Below are 15766 nucleotides of genomic sequence, written 5' to 3' on the forward strand. Positions count from 1 at the left end.
GAGATGACCGATACCGTGATCCATCCCACCGCCTTTATCGAGCAGGGCGCCGTTATCGGCGCGGGCTGTGAGATTGGCCCGTTCTGTCATATCGGCCCGGAGGTACGCCTTGGCGACCGGGTCACGCTCAAGTCGCACGTCGTTGTGGCCGGGCGGACGGTGGTGGGTGACGAGACGGTGATCTTTCCGTTCTCCTGCATCGGCGAGGTGCCGCAGGATCTCAAGTTCAAGGGCGAAAGCACGCAGCTGATTATCGGCGCGCGCAACCGCATCCGCGAGCATGTGACCATGAACACCGGCACCGAAGGCGGCGGCGGCATTACGCGGGTCGGGGATGACGGGTTGTACATGGCCGGCTGTCACGTCGCGCATGACGTTCAGATCGGCAACCGGGTGATCGTGGTCAATAGCGCCGCCCTTGCCGGGCATTGTATCCTAGAGGATGACGTGATCATCGGCGGGCTGTCGGGCATTCATCAGTTTGTCCGCATTGGTCAGGGCGCGATCATCGGCGCGGTGACCATGGTGACCAACGATGTCATTCCCTATGGCCTCGTGCAGGCCCCGCGCGGCGTTCTTGACGGGCTTAACCTTGTGGGTCTCAAGCGGCGCGGTGTGTCGCGCTCGGATATCACCTCGCTGCGGGCGGCGTTTCAGATGCTGGCACAGGGCGAGGGCGCATTTCAGGACCGGGCCCGCCGTTTGGGCGAAGAAACCGAAAGCGTTTATGTCAGCCAAATCGTCAATTTCGTGACCGGTCACAGCGACCGCTCTTACCTGACACCAGGGCAGGGGTAAGGCGATGACCGGGCGGCTTGCCATTCTGGCCTGTGGCGGGGCCTTGCCTGTTGCGCTTGCCAAGGCCAATCCCGATGCCTTGCAGGTCTGCTTTTCCGGGGTGCCCCATAGCCTTGGGGCGGGGGCGCAAGAGCACCAGTTCGAAAAGTTCGGCACCCTGTTCGAGGCCCTGCACGGCGCGGGCGTCACGCGGCTGGTTCTGGCCGGTAATCTGCCGCGCCCGGCGCTTGACCCGGCGGCCTTCGATGCGGTGACCATGGCCCTCGTGCCGCGCCTTATGGCGGGGATGCAGGGCGGGGATGATGCTCTTTTGACCACGGTTATCGCGGTCTTCGAGGAACAGGGGTTCAGTGTTCTTGGCGCGCACGAGCTTTTGCCCGATCTCACCGTCAGTGAGGGGTTTTGCGTCGGTCCCGTGCCCGATGACCTTGCCGAGGCGGATGCCGTCCGGGCCGCCGATATCCTTGCCGCCCTGTCGCCGCTTGATATCGGGCAGGGCTGTGTCGTGGCAGGCGGGCAATGTTTGGGGATCGAAACCCTACAGGGCACCGATGCCCTGTTGGGGTTTGTCGCCGCGACCGATCCGGCGTTTCGCCCCAAGGCACCGGGGGTCTTTGTCAAAGCTGCCAAGCGCGGACAGGATTTGCGCGTTGACATGCCCGCCATCGGCCCCGGCACCATCGCCGGTGTAGCGGCGGCGGGCCTTGCCGGTCTGATGATAGAGCCGGGGCGCGTGATGATCCTTGAGCGTGAAAAGACCCTCGCCGCCCTTGCCCAAGCCGGGCTTTTCCTCGCGGCCCGGACGGTCTGATGCGGGTGTTCGTGATTGCGGGCGAGGCCTCTGGCGATAAGCTTGGGGCGGCTCTTATGGCTGGGCTGAAATCCCTGACAGAGGTCGAGTTTTCCGGCGTCGGTGGCCCCTTGATGGAGGCCGAGGGCCTGCAAAGCCTGTTCCCGATGGACGAGCTAAGCGTGATGGGCCTTGCCGAGGTTTTACCGAAATACCCGGCGCTGAAACGGCGCCTGAATCAGACCGTCGAGGCCGCGCTTGGCTTTGCTCCCGATATCCTGATCACCATCGATAGCCCCGATTTCTGCCTGCGCGTTGCGCGTAAGGTCAAGGCCGCAAGCGCGATCCGCACGGTGCATTACGTGGCCCCCTCGGTCTGGGCCTGGCGGGCAGGGCGCGCGGCCAAGATGGCGCGGGTGATCGACCATGTGCTTGCGCTCTTGCCGTTCGAGCCGCCCTTCATGACCGCCGCCGGGATGGAATGTGATTTTGTCGGCCATCCGGTGGTGGCCGAGCCGCGCCCGAGCGCGCAGGACGTGGCCGCGTTTCGCGCCCGCCACGGCCTGACCGATGCGCCGCTCTTGATGGTGCTGCCCGGATCGCGCCGCGGCGAGGTGACCCGCCTGACCCCGATCTTTGGCGAGGTGATTGCCCGGCTGGCGCATGAGCGCCCCGACACCCGCCTTGTCCTGCCAACCTCGCGGCATCTGGCCGCTTTGGTGCGCGAGATGGTTGCCGACTGGACGATCGTGCCGCTGGTTTTGGCCCCGGAAGACGGGCAAACCCCGGCGGAGTTCACAGCGCAAAAGGCCTGTGCCTTTCACGCGGCCGATTGGGCGCTTGCGGCCTCGGGCACGGTCTCGCTTGAGCTGGCGGCGGCGCGCACGCCGATGGTGATTGCCTATGACATGAATTGGCTTAGCCGCACGCTGATCTGGCGCATGCTCAAGGTGGATACGCTCACTCTGGTCAACCTGGTGAGTGAAACCCGCGCCGTGCCGGAATTCATCGGCAAGGCCTGTCGCGCAGAGCTGATCGCGCCCGAATTGCTCAAACTGATGGAGGATCCCGGCGCGCAGATGGCGGCGATGGAAACCACGCTTGAGCGGCTTGGGATGGGCGGCGAGGCGCCGGGCCTAAGGGCGGCCCGGGCCGTTTTGAAGCGCGGTTTTACTTGACCGCATCGTCCGTCACGGTGATCGCCTCGATCTTGGGCATCATCACCGGCATCGCCTTTTGCAACACGGCCGAGATCATCGGCTGTTGGATCTGCGCCAGCTGCGGCATCTTTTCCATCACCGCGCGGCCATGCTCTGACATGTAGAAACCGCGTAGCGCGGTCAGTTCTTCGAGCGACATAAGATCGGCCATGACCTCGTCCTGCTGTAGCATGACTTCTGTCAGTGGCCCGGTCAGCTCGTCGGAAAACAGCTTTTCGATCTGGCTGATCTGTTCGGGCGACATCGGCTGGCGGTTTTTGGCCATTTGCTCGATCATCGGAAACCAGAGCTGGCGGATGAAATCCTGGATGTCCATGTCTTTCATGGTCGCCTCGACGTAGTCCTTGGCGATGGCCACGCGGGCATCGCGATTGTCGGTGGCGGTATCGGCATAGGCGGGAAGGGCAAGGCAAAGGGCTGTGGCGGCCCCGATAAGAAAACGCATTTTAATTCAACTCCAAGGTCATAAATCGCAGTCATGACATCACCTTGGCCGGGCGCTGTCAATCCACCACCGTTGCGTGATGCCTTGCGAAGCCGACGCAGGGTTGTTATCTGGCGTTAAACAAAACCCGATAGATTTGATCGGATAGAGATGAGGCCTCGGTGCAGACGCAAGATCCCCGGTTAGAAATCAAGCATCTGGTGCGCCGCTACGAGGGCCGCACCGTGGTCAAGGATGTCTCGCTCCGGGTGATGCCGGGGCAGGTGACCTGTCTGCTTGGGCCGTCGGGCTGTGGCAAGTCAACGACTTTGCGGATGATCGCCGGCGTTGAAATGCAGGATTCGGGTGAGATCTGGGTCGATGGTGCGCTGATCTGTGACACGGTGTTTCGCGTGCCCCCCGAGCGGCGCCATATCGGCCTTATGTTTCAGGATTTCGCCCTGTTTCCGCATCTGAGCGTCGCCCAGAACGTGGCCTTTGGCCTAAGTGGGGATAAGGCTGCGATGGCGTCACGGGTTAAGGAATTGCTTAACCGGGTCGGCATGGGGCGCTATCTTGAGTCCTATCCACACGAGCTTTCTGGTGGCGAGCAACAGCGCGTTGCGCTTGCCCGTGCCCTCGCGCCGCGCCCGCGCATCATGCTCATGGACGAGCCGTTTTCCGGGCTGGATAACCGTCTGCGCGACGGCATCCGCGATGAAACGCTGGATATCCTGCGCGAAGAAGATACGGCGGTGCTGCTCGTTACCCACGAGCCGGAAGAGGCGATGCGCATGGCCGATGAAATCGCGCTCATGCGGGATGGGCGGATCGTGCAACAGGGGGCGCCCTATAACATCTATAACGCCCCGGTGGATCGAAGCGCGGTTGCCTTCTTTAGCGATATCAACGTGATACGCGGCACCGTGCGTGGCGCTTTGACCGAAACACCCTTTGGTCATTTCCTGGCGCCCGGTGTGCCTGATGGGCAAGAGGTCGAAATCGTCATTCGCCCCCAGCATATCAAGATCGACTTTGATCGCGGCGGCCGGGGCCCCAACCCCACGCCCCAGGATGGCACGCCTGCGCGCGGCGTGGTGGTGCGGGCGCGCTTCATCGGGTCGGAAAGCCTTGTGGAGTTTCGCATGGATCATGACGGCTCGATCCTGCGGGCGACGGTGCCGAATGTGTTCCTGCCAAAGCCGGGCAAGCCGCTCTGGCTTATGCTGCGGCGCGATCGCTGTTTCGTCTTTCCGGTCAAGAAAGATTAACGCGCCTTCAACAGCATTTAGATCTTGCTGACCTTGAGCTTGGTAATGCGGTTGTCCTTGCGCGCGATCACCTGAAACCGGAAGCCGTGAAAGATGAAGACCTGATCGACCTTGGGAATCATCTGCGCCTCGTGGATGACAAGGCCGGCCACGGTATTGGCCGCCTCATCCGGAAGGTTCCAATCGGTGGCGCGATTAAGATCGCGGATCGTCATGGCGCCCTCAACAAGGAACTGATTGTCGTCGCTCTTGCGAATGGCATGTTCGGCATCGGGATCGAATTCATCGGTGATCTCGCCGACGATTTCCTCAAGGATATCCTCAAGCGTGATGAGGCCCTGAAGGCTTCCGTATTCGTCGACCACAATTGCGAAATGGCTTCTCATGCGCAGAAACTGACGCATCTGATCGTCGAGCGTCGTGGTTTCCGGCACAAAATAGGGTTTGCGCGCGACGCTGGTAATATCGAACTTACTCAAGGCCTTGGCGCTTGATGTTGATCCGGTGACCAGCTTGTGCATTGCGCGCAGCAGGTCCTTGGCGTGGACCACGCCGATGATATTGTCCGGGTCGTCACGATAGAGCGGAAGGCGCGTGTGATTGCTTTCCAGACATTGATTGAGAATGGCGTCGGGGTCGGCATCAACATCAATCATCTCGATGCCGGAGCGGTGCAACATGATCTCTTCTACGGCGCGTTCCCCAAGATCCAGCGCGCCCAGAATCCGGTCACGATCTTCTTTTTCGACCACGCCCTCGGATTGACCAAGATAAAGCGCGCCGGCAATTTCGTCGCGCACCGCTAGGATATGGCTGTCGGGGTCGGTCTGAACCCCGAAAAGGCCAAGAACCATACGCACGAACAGACGAACGGCCGAGACGATTGGCGAAAAAACCTTTATAACCATGACGATAATAGGCGCAGTTCGCGCGGCTGCCGCCTCGGCGTTGGTGATCGCATAGGTCTTGGGAAGCACCTCGGCAAAGACCAGAACCAAAAGGGTCATCACCAGGGTGGCAAGCGCCACGCCGCTTTCGCCGAACATCCGCGTGAACAGCGCGGTGGCAAGCGATGTGGCGAGAATATTCACAAGGTTGTTGCCCAACAGGACCGACCCGATCAGCCGCTCGTTATCCTCGGTGATGTTCAGAGCGCACTCGGCGCCGGCCGATCCCTTTTCCGCCTGCGCGCGCAGCTTGCCGCGCGAGGCCGCCGTCAGCGCGGTTTCGCTTCCCGAAAAGAAGGCGGACAGGACCAGCAAGGTCAAAATCGCCCCGCTCGTTATCCAGAACGCGAAATCAAGAATTGGTGTAGTGGCTTCCATTTGGGCAGATGTCCTTTTAGTCATAGCGGTTATGGGGTGCCGAGGCGCGTCAATCAAGGGATGATGCGGAATGGAATTGCTGGATTTGGGGGTGCTGAGCGGGCCGGTGCTGCTTTTTGGCGGGCCTTACTCCAACCTGTCGGCCTTGCGGGCCTTGATCGGGCAGGCGCGGGAGCTTGGTATTGCGCCAGAGCGGATGATTTGCACCGGCGATCTGGTGGCATATTGCGCGCAAGCCTCTGAAACAGTTTTGGAAATCCGCAGGCTCGGGTGCCCGGTGGTGGCCGGAAACTGTGAAAAGCAGCTGGCGAATAATGCGATGCATTGCGGCTGTGGCTTCGGAAAAGACAGCCAGTGCGATGTTCTGTCCGGGGCGTGGTACGCGCATGCGGATCGTGCGATTGGTGGGGCGGACCGGGCTTGGATGGCGGGCCTGCCGGATATGATCACCTTTCAGCACGCAGGCCGACACTGTGCCGTGGTGCATGGCGGTATCAGCGACATCAGCCGGTTCTTGTGGTCGGTGTCGCCCGAGGCCGAATTTCAGGAGGAAATCAATTTAATACAATCCCTTGTGGGCAATATCGACCTCGTGATCGGCGGTCATTCCGGGATTCCGTTTCAGTGTGAGATTGGCGACGTGACATGGGTGAACGCCGGGGCTATCGGCATGCCGACAAATGACGGGCGCCCTGAGACGGGGTTCGCCATTCTTGATAGCTCGGGTGTGGTGTTTCACGATCTGGTCTATGATCATCAGGCGGCCAGGGACGCGATGCAGGCGGCGGGCCTCACCCAAGGCTATGACGCGGCGCTTACGTCCGGCTATTGGCCCTCGGAAGAGGTGTTGCCACCGGCCTTGCGCCGCGCCGCCGTCACCAAGGGGTGATGGTCCTGCACCAAGGATTGAAGCCGCGCCTCAAGCACATGGGTGTAAATCTCGGTCGTGGCCACATCGGCATGGCCCAAAAGCGTCTGAATTGCGCGTAGATCGGCGCCGTTGGCCAAAAGATGCGTGGCAAAGGCATGGCGCAGGGTATGCGGTGTCACCTTGGCCGGAGACACACCAGCTTTGACGGACAACTCTTTGATCAGCATATAGAATCGGTGGCGTGTCAGGTGCCCTGAGGCGCCGTTCGAGGCAAAGAGATAGGGCGATGCAGGGAGGCCTTTGCTGCGGGCAAGCTCTTCGTCCTGATCGCGCAGCACAAGCCAATTGGCAAGCGCATCTCTGGCGGGCGGCGACAGCGGCACCATGCGTTCCTTGCCTCCCTTGCCCTTGATCAAGAGCAGCGCCGGATTGCCGCGCGCGGCGGCGACAGGCAGCGACACAAGTTCGCTCACGCGCATGCCCGTCGCATAAAGCAGCGCCATCAGACAGGCGTTGCGGGCCTGATCGGCGGGGCTTCGACCGTGATCAAGCGAGGCGTCAAGCAGGTCGCCGACCTCGTCTTCGCTTAGGGTTTTGGGCAGACGTTGCGCCTTGCCCGGACCCTTGATGCGAATGGCAGGATTATCGGCGCGCAGGCGTTCGTCAAAGGCAAAGCGGTAAAGCTGGCGAATCGCGGACAGGCGGCGCGCGCGGGTGGCGCGGGCAAGGCCTTGCTCATCGCAATGCACAAGGTAAGACTCAATATCCGTTTGACTTGAAGAGCTTAGGCTAAGGCCTTGATGAACAATCCATTTATGAAAGTCCCGCAGGTCGCGCTCATAGGCCAGAAGCGTGTTGTTTGCCGCGCCAAGTTCGGCGGCCTGCGCCTCAAGGAAAAGCGAAATCCAGCCGCGGTCGTTGCTCATCTCTGGGCGCTCAGCAGCAGCATCTGCAGGGCTGCACGTCGGGCCGTGTCCTCTAACCCGACGGCGCGCAGGGTGGCAATTGCGTCGCCAACGCCGTCGCGCCCACTGGCCGAGGCGCGGTCAAGCCTGGTGGTAGCCATCAAGATTGCCTCGCCCAATTGGCCGCGATCCAACAGGGAGCGATAGGCGGGCGCGGCCTGAGATTGGGCAAAGCCGGTTGCAATCGCCTGTTCAAGCGTCGTGCTGGCGTCTTGCATGGCCGGGGCGCCCGTCGCGAGCCCGGTCAGGAACCGTTGCCGCCCGGTTTTTGGGGCGAAGGCCTGCGCGGCGCTTTCATAGCTCTCGGACAAGAGGGCGATATCAAAGGCCAGCGAGGTGATGTCATCGGGCAGCGTCACCGCTGCCAAGCGATCGGCAAAAAGCTCGGCAAAGGCCACCTCAAGGCGTTGCGATTGCGCGGCGGACCATGCCCCCGGCAAAGCGCGCGCAACAGCGTCAGGATCTGCACGATTCAGGGCCTTGTCCAGCGTTTGAATGGCCTTGATCCGATCCCAGACCCCACCAGAGGCGGCCGGTTTGCGATCCGTATAAAGCCCCAAAAGCCTCGCCGCCGGCAGGGCGCCGGTGCGCGCAAGCCGCTCTGCCGCCTCGACTTCGGCCTTCCAGCCCGAGGTGCCGCGCAGATCGGCCATGGCAAAGGCGCGCGCAAGGTTATGGGTGGGAAGCGGCGTTCCGATTGCCTCGAAAAGACGAAACTGAAGCGGGGTAAGGGATTTGGGAACGGGTGGCGGCGCGGTGTCGTCGATCAGCTCGGGATCAAGAAACAGGGCAAGCAGGGTGCTGTTGGTATCGCTCAACGCCCCAAGGGTGTCTGCGCTGTCAAAGATCAGGGCGGCGGTTTGCCAATCACCGCTTCGCGCGGTGCAGAAAATCCGCGCCTCTAACTCTGTGCTCAGCCGCGGCTGGCGGCTCAGGTCCGTGCAGGGCGTGTCCTCCTGTCCGGTGAGAAGGGCAAGATCAAGCCATTGATCAAAAAGGGGTTTCGTGGCGGGGCCGGCGCGTTCGATCAGGGCAAGCGCCGGCTCGATCGCGCCCGCGCGCCGCAGCGCCTTGATGCGGGCCAAAAGAAACTGTGCATCCGCCTGCGTATCGCCCGGCGCATCGGCCTCGGCCAGCAAAAGCGTGTAATGCAGCGCTTGTATGGCGGGCAAAGGTTCCGGAGAAAGATGATCGAAGAGACGCAGGATTTCGCGGGTTGTGCTGCCCTGCCAGAGCGTCTTGGGCAGGCCGGTGGTGCGGCTTGGCAAAAGCCCCACGGCATCCGCGTGCGGCGCATCAAGGGCCGTTACTGCAACCCTTGGCGTCTCAACCCCTTCGGTCACCGGGGCCTCTAGCTGCGGGGCCAGGCGCGGGGTTGTGATGGCCGCCGTGCTCGCCTCATCCAGCCAGTCAATCGCCGAAAGCGGTTGCTGCGCGGCACAGGCCACCCCCCAGAGTCCGGCCAGAAGTGTCGCGCTAATTCGTTTCAAGAATGATTTCCTGCCGAATCTCGATTTGCGGCGGAGAAAAATCCGCGCCGAAAAACGGGCCGATATAGGAATAGGTCACCAGGGCGATAAAACCCAGAATGGCCAAATAAAACAGCCACTTGATCAGTCTTACCATGAGTCCCTCTGCCTGCTTTGGGTATTCTTTTTCCCAACTTATAACTGGCCTTTTGCCTAAGATCACGTCATTCAGTGAAAAACCTGAAGTTTTGGCAGAGGAGCGCCGAAGGGTGGCGGCTGAGAGGCGTTGGAAATTGAAGAAAACCGTTGTCCTTGTGGGGATGATGGGCGCAGGCAAGACCGCTGTGGGCAAGGCCCTTGCAGCGCGCCTTGGCGTGCCGTTTCTCGATTCGGACGCCGAGATCGAAAAAGCCGCCAACATGACAATTGCCGAGATATTTCAACGCGATGGCGAGGCTTTCTTTCGCGACCGCGAGACCGAGGTGATTGATCGGCTGTTGGACAGCCACCGTGGGATTTTGTCCACGGGCGGCGGTGCTTTCATGTCTGAGCGCAATCGCGCGCTGATCTCGCAGAAGGGGGTTTCGGTCTGGCTTAATGCCGATATGGATATCTTGTGGTCGCGGGTAAAAGGAAAGAATACCAGGCCCTTGCTGCGCACTTCTAATCCATATCAGACGCTCAAGGATCTTTATGACGCCCGCGTGCCGACCTATGCGATGGCCGATCTGAACGTGCAAGCGCGCGCCGAATATTCCATCGATGCAATGGCCGAGCAGGTGCAAGAGGCCCTGGCCGACCGCAGCGACGTTTTGGAGAGTGCAGAATGACCGAGATCGTACATGTGGACCTTGAGGGGCGCGCCTATGACATTCACATCGGCCCCGGCCTTTTGGATCAGGCAGGGGCGCTGATTGCGCCGCTGTTGCGGCGTCCGCGTGTGGTGATCATCAGTGACGAAACCGTCGCGCGGCTTCATTTGGAAACGCTGCGTAAGGGACTGGAAAAGAACGGAATCTCTTCAGAGGCGCTTTGCCTTCCGCCCGGTGAGGGCACCAAATCCTGGCCCTACCTCGAGCGGGCTGTTGAGTGGCTGCTTGACCAAAAGGTCGAGCGCAACGACGTGGTTGTCGCCTTTGGCGGCGGAGTGATCGGCGACCTGGTCGGCTTTGCCGCGGCGATTTTGCGGCGCGGCGTGCGCTTTGTGCAGGTCCCGACAAGCCTTTTGGCGCAGGTCGACAGCTCGGTTGGTGGCAAGACCGGGATCAACGCCCCGCAAGGCAAGAACCTGATCGGCGCCTTTCATCAGCCAAGCCTTGTTTTAGCCGACACCGAAGTGCTTGGCACACTGACGCCCCGCGATTTTTTGGCTGGTTACGGTGAAGTCGTCAAATACGGCATGTTGGGGGATAGCGAATTTTTTCAATGGCTTGAAGGCAATGCTTCAAAGGCCGCAGCCGGTGATATGGCCGCCCGCATCTACGCGGTCAAACGCTCGGTTCAGATGAAAGCCGAGATCGTGATGCGCGACGAAACCGAGCAGGGCGATCGCGCTCTGTTGAATCTGGGGCATACCTTTTGTCACGCGCTTGAGGCGGCGACGGGGTATTCGGATCGCCTTCTACACGGTGAAGGGGTCGCCATCGGCTGTGCTCTGGCGTTCGAGCTGTCGGCGCGCATGGGCCTGTGCAGCCAGGAAGACCCAAGCCGCGTGCGTGCCCATCTGCGCGACATGAAGACCAAGGTCGATCTCTCTGATATAAAAGGAGAATTGCCGAATGCAGATGGGCTTATCGCGCTCATGGCGCAGGATAAGAAGGTGGTCGACGGCAAGCTGCGCTTTATCTTGGCGCGTGGCATCGGCGAGGCGTTCATCACCTCGGATGTCGATCCGGATCTTGTGCGCAGCGTGTTGAACGACGCCCTGCGCACGCGCCAGACCTAAAGGCCCGCCGCCGCTTTACTCGGCGAGCCGGATCAGGGCGTGGCGCTTTTTGCCCGCGCTTAACTTGATTGGGCTGCTCAACGCAGAGGGCGCGATCATGAGCCCGGCATCGGTCAGCGGTTGATCATCAATCCGCGCGCCATTCTCAGCCATCAGGCGCTTGGCCTCTTTGCCCGATTTCACAAGGCCGGCCTTGACCAAAAGCTGCACGATTGAAATGCCGGCATCGTCAAAATCCGCCATTTCAAGCGTCACGGTCGGCAAATCATCCCCGACACCGCCCTTTTCAAACACCTCGCGCGCGGTGGCATAGGCGGCGGCGGCGGCCTCGGCACCGTGCAAGAGGGTCGTCACCTCATTGGCAAGGATCACCTTGGCCTCGTTGATCTCGGCGCCCGCAAGCGCGCCAAGGCGGTCGCATTCCTCGACCGGCAGTTCGGTGTATAGCTTGAGGAACCGGCCGGTATCGGCATCGGTGGTGTTGCGCCAGAATTGCCAGAATTCATAGGGCGCGCACATATCGGCATTCAGCCACACGGCCCCATCCTGGCTCTTGCCCATCTTCTTGCCGTCCGAAGTGGTCAAAAGCGGCGAGGTCAGGCCGAAAATCTGATGATCCAGCACGCGGCGCGTCAGGTCGATACCGTTGACGATATTGCCCCATTGATCCGAGCCACCCATCTGGAACAAACAGCCATAGCGCCGGTTAAGTTCAAGAAAATCATAGGCTTGCAGGATCATGTAGTTGAATTCAAGGAATGACAGCGATTGTTCGCGATCAAGCCGGGATTTCACGCTCTCAAAGCTCAGCATGCGGTTGACGCTGAAATGACGCCCGATATCGCGCAGGAAATCGAGGTATTTCAGATCATCAAGCCATTCGGCATTGTTGAGCATGAGCGCGCCGGTCGGGCTGTCGTTGTAATCGACATAGGCGGCAAAGACCTTTTGAATGCCGGCGATATTCGCGTTGATCTGTTCATCGGTCAAAAGCGGGCGCTCATCGGCGCGAAAGCTCGGGTCGCCCACCTTGGTTGTACCCCCACCCATCAGGGTGATCGGCTTGTGCCCGGTTTTCTGCAGCCACCGCAGCATCATGATCTGGATAAGGCTGCCCACATGAAGCGAGGTCGCGGTCGCGTCAAAGCCGATATAGGCGGGCACCACACCGGCGCTAAGCGCATCATCCAAGCCCTGATAATCGGTGCAATCGGCCAGAAAGCCGCGCGCCATCATCGTTGCCATGAAGTCTGATTTGGGGTGGTAGGTCATATCGCTTGTCCCGGCTTGGTTTGCGCGGCATGTATAGGGACACAATGAGCGAAGGAAAAGGCCATGTTGAGCGCAGATCGCCTTTGGGCCCTCGGGGCGATGTCGGGCACCTCGCTGGATGGGGTGGATGCGGCCATGATCGAGACCGATGGCGAGGTCATTCATGGTTTTGGCCCGACCGCCTATCGGCCTTATTCACCGCAAGAACAGGCGGTTCTGGCGGCGGCGCTTGGCAAATGGCCGGGCGATGATCTTGACGCCGCCGCGGGTCTTGTCGAGGCGGCGCATCTTGAGGTGCTCGGGCGTTTTGAGGGGGCCGGCATTGTCGGCTTTCACGGTCAGACGCTTGCGCATGATCCGCAGGGTCGCGGCACCCATCAGCTTGGCGATGGCGAGGCCTTGGCGCGGGGGCTGAACCTGCCGGTGGTCTGGGATTTCCGAAGTGCCGATGTACAGCTTGGCGGTGAAGGCGCGCCGCTGGCGCCGTTCTTTCACTTTGCCTGTGCCAAGTGGATCGGGGCCACGGCGCCAATTGCCTTTCTCAACCTCGGCGGGGTTGGCAACCTGACCTGGGTTGACCCAAGCCATGCCCGCCCCGAAACGGATGGTGCGCTTTTGGCGTTTGACACCGGGCCTGCGAATGCGCCGATCAACGATCTGATGATGGCGCGGCGCAATGAGCCGTTTGATCGCGACGGTGCGCTCGCGCGGCGGGGCAGGGTTGTTCAGGGCGCGCTTGAGCTGTTTCTTGACGAGCCCTATTTCCTGCGCATGCCACCCAAGTCGCTGGATCGCGATACCTTTGCCGACATGATCGGGCTTGTGGGCGAGCTTGGCGACGGCGATGCCGTCGCGACGCTGACCGGCATGAGTGCCGCCGCCGTTCTGCGCGGGATGGAGCATTGCCCAAGCCCGCCGACGCGCCTGCTTGTGACGGGCGGCGGGCGGCATAATCCGGTGATGATGGACATGCTGCGCGCCGCGCTTGATTGCCCGGTCGATCCGGTCGAGGCGGTTGGCCTTGACGGTGACATGCTCGAGGCACAGGCCTTTGCCCATCTTGCCGTGCGCGTCGCGCGCGGATTGCCGACATCATGCGCAAGCACCACAGGCGTGCGCGCGGCGGTATCGGGCGGCACGATCAGCAGACCGGACAAAACCACAACGGCACGAGGGGCAGGGTGATGGACTATGCATTGGACAACGGCGCCGGCGCGGGCTTGCGGCTCGGGCTTATCCTGCTGAGCACTGATGAGACACTGGAATACGAGGCCCGGTCGGTGATTGGCACCCGCGATGTGAACCTGCTTCATTCTCGTATCCCGGCCAACGCCCATGTGACGCCCGAAGACCTGCTCCTGATGGCCCCCGAAATGACCCGCACGGCGGCGTTGCTGCCCAAAGGGTTAAGCGCGGTGGCCTATGCCTGTACCTCGGGCTCCACCATCATCGGAAGCGACAGGGTTGCCCGGCTTGTCGGCGAGGCGCACCCCGACGCGGCGGTGACCAATCCGCTTGCAGCGGTGATTGCCGCGCTTGGCGCGCTTGGCGTGACCCGGATTGCCATGGTCACCCCCTATGTGACCGAGGTCAGCGGCCCGATGCGCGCCGCTCTTGCCGAGGCCGGCATAGAGGTGGTGAGCGAGGTCAGCTTTGGCCAGAAAGAAGACTGGACCGTGGCGCGCATCACCGAGGCTTCGACCGAGGCGGCGATGCTGGCGGCCGCACAGGTTGAGGGCGTCGAGGCGGTCTTTGCCAGTTGCACCAACCTGCGAACCTTTGGCATCATAGAGGCGGTCGAAGCCCGGCTTGGTGTGCCGGTGATAAGCTCGAACCTGGCGCTGATCTGGGATATGCTGCGCCAGAGCGGGGCGGAGGCGCGCGGCTGGGGGCCGGGGCGCTTGTTTGACCTTAAGACGGAGGTGCGAGGCCAATGACGAACGACCCACTCAAACCCGCCACCATTGCCGCACAGGCCGCCGGGGCGACCGATGGCGAGACCGCCGGCGTGGTGCCGGGCATTCACCTGAGCACCACCTACCTGCGTGACCCTGATTACGAACTGATGCGCGCCGACAACAAATATGGCCGCGATGAAAACGATACCGTGCGCCAGGCCGAAGAGGTGCTGCGTCAGCTGGAGGGCGCGGCGGCGACGCTTTTGTTTCCCACCGGCATGGCGGCGGTTGCGGCGGTGTTTCGTGCCCTTCCCAGCGGGGCACGGGTGATCCTTCAAAGCGGGATTTACTGGGGCACGATCAAATGGGTGCGCGATTTCTGCGCGCGCCGCGGCATCATCCTTGAAGAGGTCGACGCCGCCGACGCGACCGCCCTGGCGGCGGCCTGCCGCTCTTCTGCCGATCTGGTGTGGGTCGAAACACCGTCCAATCCCTGGCTCAAGGTGGTCGATATCGCCGCCGCCGCCGGGGTTGCCCATAAGGCGGGGGCGATCCTAGTGGTGGATGCCACCGCCGCCACGCCGATCCTGACGCGGCCGCTTGATCTTGGGGCTGACATCGTGATGCATTCGGCAAGCAAGGCCATCAACGGCCATACGGATGTTCTTGCCGGGGTTCTGTCCTGTCGCGATGTGGCCTCCTCGATCTGGCAGGCGATTGCGATGGATCGCCACGACGCCGGCGCGATCATCGGCCCGTTCGAGGCCTGGCTTTTGCTGCGCGGGGTGCGCACGCTGCCGCTTCGGGTGGAGCGGATGTGCGCCAATGCCTTGGCCGTGGCAGAGTTTCTCGAAGGTCACGCCTTGGTCGAGGCGGTGCTATACCCCGGCTTGCCAAGCAACGCCGGTCATGCGATTGCCAGCCGCCAGATGTCTGGCGGCTATGGTTCGCTTTTGTCGGTGCTGATCAAGGGTGATCGCGCGCGTGCGCTCGACGTTGTCGGGCGCTTGCGGCTGTTTCACCGCGCCACATCGCTTGGCGGGGTCGAAAGCCTTGTCGAGCATCGCCACACCATCGAGCCGCATACCGGAATTCCCGAAACCCTGTTGCGCCTGTCGGTCGGGATCGAGGATGCGGGCGATCTTATTGCCGATCTTGCGCAGGCGCTTGACGTGCACTAACGGCGCGCGCCGGTGCCGATCTGGTTCAGGATCGCCTCGATGGCGCTTTCTGGGGTTTGGCCGCTGGCGGCCACCCGCGCCTTGATGGCATCAAAGCGCGCGCGCAGGGCGGTTTTCTCACCGCCCTGACAGTCGTTCCATGGCCGCCCCTGAAGGCCCATCACCATGGCGTAATAAGCAATGAAATGCGGCCGCGCCCCGCTTTGCAAAAGCCGTTCATAGGCCGCATCCGGCCCCAGATCACGCAGCTGTTCAGCGCTGGTTATTCCGGCACCCGCATAGACCGCATCGGTGGCGGGCCCAAGGTTGCGGATGGATGAGACCGGCACCGCCATCG

17 protein-coding genes are annotated in these 15766 nt (G+C 61.8%); 10 read left to right on the forward strand and 7 right to left on the reverse strand.

Features of this window, described 5'->3' with window-relative positions; genetic code table 11:
- The first annotated feature begins 3 nt into the window (after positions 1-3).
- From lpxA to lpxB, 3 genes are read left to right on the forward strand one after another with little or no spacing between them, the layout of a single operon-like run.
- Complete coding sequence (gene lpxA, locus ROG8370_RS00160) at positions 4-798, forward strand: acyl-ACP--UDP-N-acetylglucosamine O-acyltransferase (protein ID WP_085825258.1); 795 nt, start codon at positions 4-6, stop codon at positions 796-798.
- Between the two features lie 4 nt (positions 799-802).
- Entirely contained in the window at positions 803-1609 is an 807-nt protein-coding gene (locus ROG8370_RS00165; protein ID WP_085825070.1) for an LpxI family protein, read from the forward strand.
- Positions 1609-2766 (forward strand): lipid-A-disaccharide synthase, encoded by a 1158-nt coding sequence (gene lpxB, locus ROG8370_RS00170; RefSeq protein WP_085825071.1) that lies wholly within the window; start codon positions 1609-1611, stop codon positions 2764-2766. The genes ROG8370_RS00165 and lpxB overlap by 1 nt, the downstream gene beginning before the upstream one ends.
- Here lpxB and ROG8370_RS00175 read toward each other — a convergent pair.
- A complete protein-coding gene (locus ROG8370_RS00175; RefSeq protein WP_085825072.1) occupies positions 2759-3253 on the reverse strand; it encodes a DUF2059 domain-containing protein in 495 nt (164 codons plus the stop codon). The genes lpxB and ROG8370_RS00175 overlap by 8 nt on opposite strands.
- 161 nt (positions 3254-3414) lie before the next feature.
- Between ROG8370_RS00175 and ROG8370_RS00180 the strand changes: the two genes are divergently transcribed.
- The gene (locus ROG8370_RS00180; RefSeq protein ID WP_085825073.1) at positions 3415-4503 is read left to right on the forward strand and encodes an ABC transporter ATP-binding protein; all 1089 of its coding nucleotides are present in this window, start codon (positions 3415-3417) and stop codon (positions 4501-4503) included.
- A 17-nt stretch (positions 4504-4520) separates the two neighbouring features.
- Here ROG8370_RS00180 and ROG8370_RS00185 read toward each other — a convergent pair whose 3' ends face one another.
- Entirely contained in the window at positions 4521-5828 is a 1308-nt protein-coding gene (locus ROG8370_RS00185; protein ID WP_085825074.1) for an HlyC/CorC family transporter, read from the reverse strand.
- 70 nt (positions 5829-5898) lie between these two features.
- Between ROG8370_RS00185 and ROG8370_RS00190 the strand changes: the two genes are divergently transcribed.
- Positions 5899-6717 (forward strand): metallophosphoesterase family protein, encoded by an 819-nt coding sequence (locus tag ROG8370_RS00190; protein ID WP_085825075.1) that lies wholly within the window; start codon positions 5899-5901, stop codon positions 6715-6717.
- Here ROG8370_RS00190 and ROG8370_RS00195 read toward each other — a convergent pair.
- The 3 genes from ROG8370_RS00195 to ROG8370_RS20440 are packed head-to-tail and all read right to left on the reverse strand — an operon-like array spanning position 6654 to position 9290.
- Positions 6654-7625, reverse strand: a complete 972-nt coding sequence (locus ROG8370_RS00195) for a tyrosine recombinase (RefSeq protein ID WP_085825076.1) — start codon at positions 7623-7625, stop codon at positions 6654-6656. The two genes, ROG8370_RS00190 and ROG8370_RS00195, sit on opposite strands and share 64 nt — an antisense overlap.
- Complete coding sequence (locus ROG8370_RS00200) at positions 7622-9154, reverse strand: hypothetical protein (RefSeq protein ID WP_085825077.1); 1533 nt, start codon at positions 9152-9154, stop codon at positions 7622-7624. Before ROG8370_RS00200 ends, ROG8370_RS00195 begins: the two co-directional genes overlap by 4 nt.
- Complete coding sequence (locus ROG8370_RS20440; RefSeq protein ID WP_170925146.1) at positions 9141-9290, reverse strand: hypothetical protein; 150 nt, start codon at positions 9288-9290, stop codon at positions 9141-9143. Before ROG8370_RS20440 ends, ROG8370_RS00200 begins: the two co-directional genes overlap by 14 nt.
- Positions 9291-9453: 163 nt before the next feature.
- Here ROG8370_RS20440 and ROG8370_RS00205 point away from each other — a divergent pair, with 163 nt between their 5' ends.
- A complete protein-coding gene (locus ROG8370_RS00205) occupies positions 9454-9963 on the forward strand; it encodes a shikimate kinase (RefSeq protein ID WP_245827132.1) in 510 nt (169 codons plus the stop codon).
- Positions 9960-11078 (forward strand): 3-dehydroquinate synthase, encoded by a 1119-nt coding sequence (aroB, locus tag ROG8370_RS00210; protein ID WP_085825079.1) that lies wholly within the window; start codon positions 9960-9962, stop codon positions 11076-11078. The genes ROG8370_RS00205 and aroB overlap by 4 nt, the downstream gene beginning before the upstream one ends.
- Before the next feature lie 15 nt (positions 11079-11093).
- On the opposite strand, the gene tyrS is transcribed toward aroB, so the two are convergent.
- A complete protein-coding gene (gene tyrS / locus ROG8370_RS00215) occupies positions 11094-12350 on the reverse strand; it encodes a tyrosine--tRNA ligase (RefSeq protein WP_085825080.1) in 1257 nt (418 codons plus the stop codon).
- Positions 12351-12413: 63 nt separating this feature from the next.
- Between tyrS and ROG8370_RS00220 the strand changes: the two genes are divergently transcribed.
- From ROG8370_RS00220 to ROG8370_RS00230, 3 genes are read left to right on the forward strand one after another with little or no spacing between them, the layout of a single operon-like run.
- Positions 12414-13535, forward strand: a complete 1122-nt coding sequence (locus ROG8370_RS00220; protein ID WP_085825081.1) for an anhydro-N-acetylmuramic acid kinase — start codon at positions 12414-12416, stop codon at positions 13533-13535.
- Positions 13535-14287: a maleate cis-trans isomerase family protein gene (locus ROG8370_RS00225; protein WP_085825082.1), complete on the forward strand. Its 753-nt coding sequence runs from the start codon at positions 13535-13537 to the stop codon at positions 14285-14287. Before ROG8370_RS00220 ends, ROG8370_RS00225 begins: the two co-directional genes overlap by 1 nt.
- Entirely contained in the window at positions 14284-15429 is a 1146-nt protein-coding gene (locus ROG8370_RS00230) for a trans-sulfuration enzyme family protein (protein ID WP_085825083.1), read from the forward strand. Before ROG8370_RS00225 ends, ROG8370_RS00230 begins: the two co-directional genes overlap by 4 nt.
- Here ROG8370_RS00230 and ROG8370_RS00235 read toward each other — a convergent pair.
- Complete coding sequence (locus ROG8370_RS00235; protein WP_085825084.1) at positions 15426-15764, reverse strand: TfoX/Sxy family DNA transformation protein; 339 nt, start codon at positions 15762-15764, stop codon at positions 15426-15428. The two genes, ROG8370_RS00230 and ROG8370_RS00235, sit on opposite strands and share 4 nt — an antisense overlap.
- Between the last annotated feature and the right edge of the window lie 2 nt (positions 15765-15766).

It is taken from the genome of Roseovarius gaetbuli, from assembly GCF_900172365.1.
Taxonomy (GTDB): domain Bacteria; phylum Pseudomonadota; class Alphaproteobacteria; order Rhodobacterales; family Rhodobacteraceae; genus Roseovarius; species Roseovarius gaetbuli.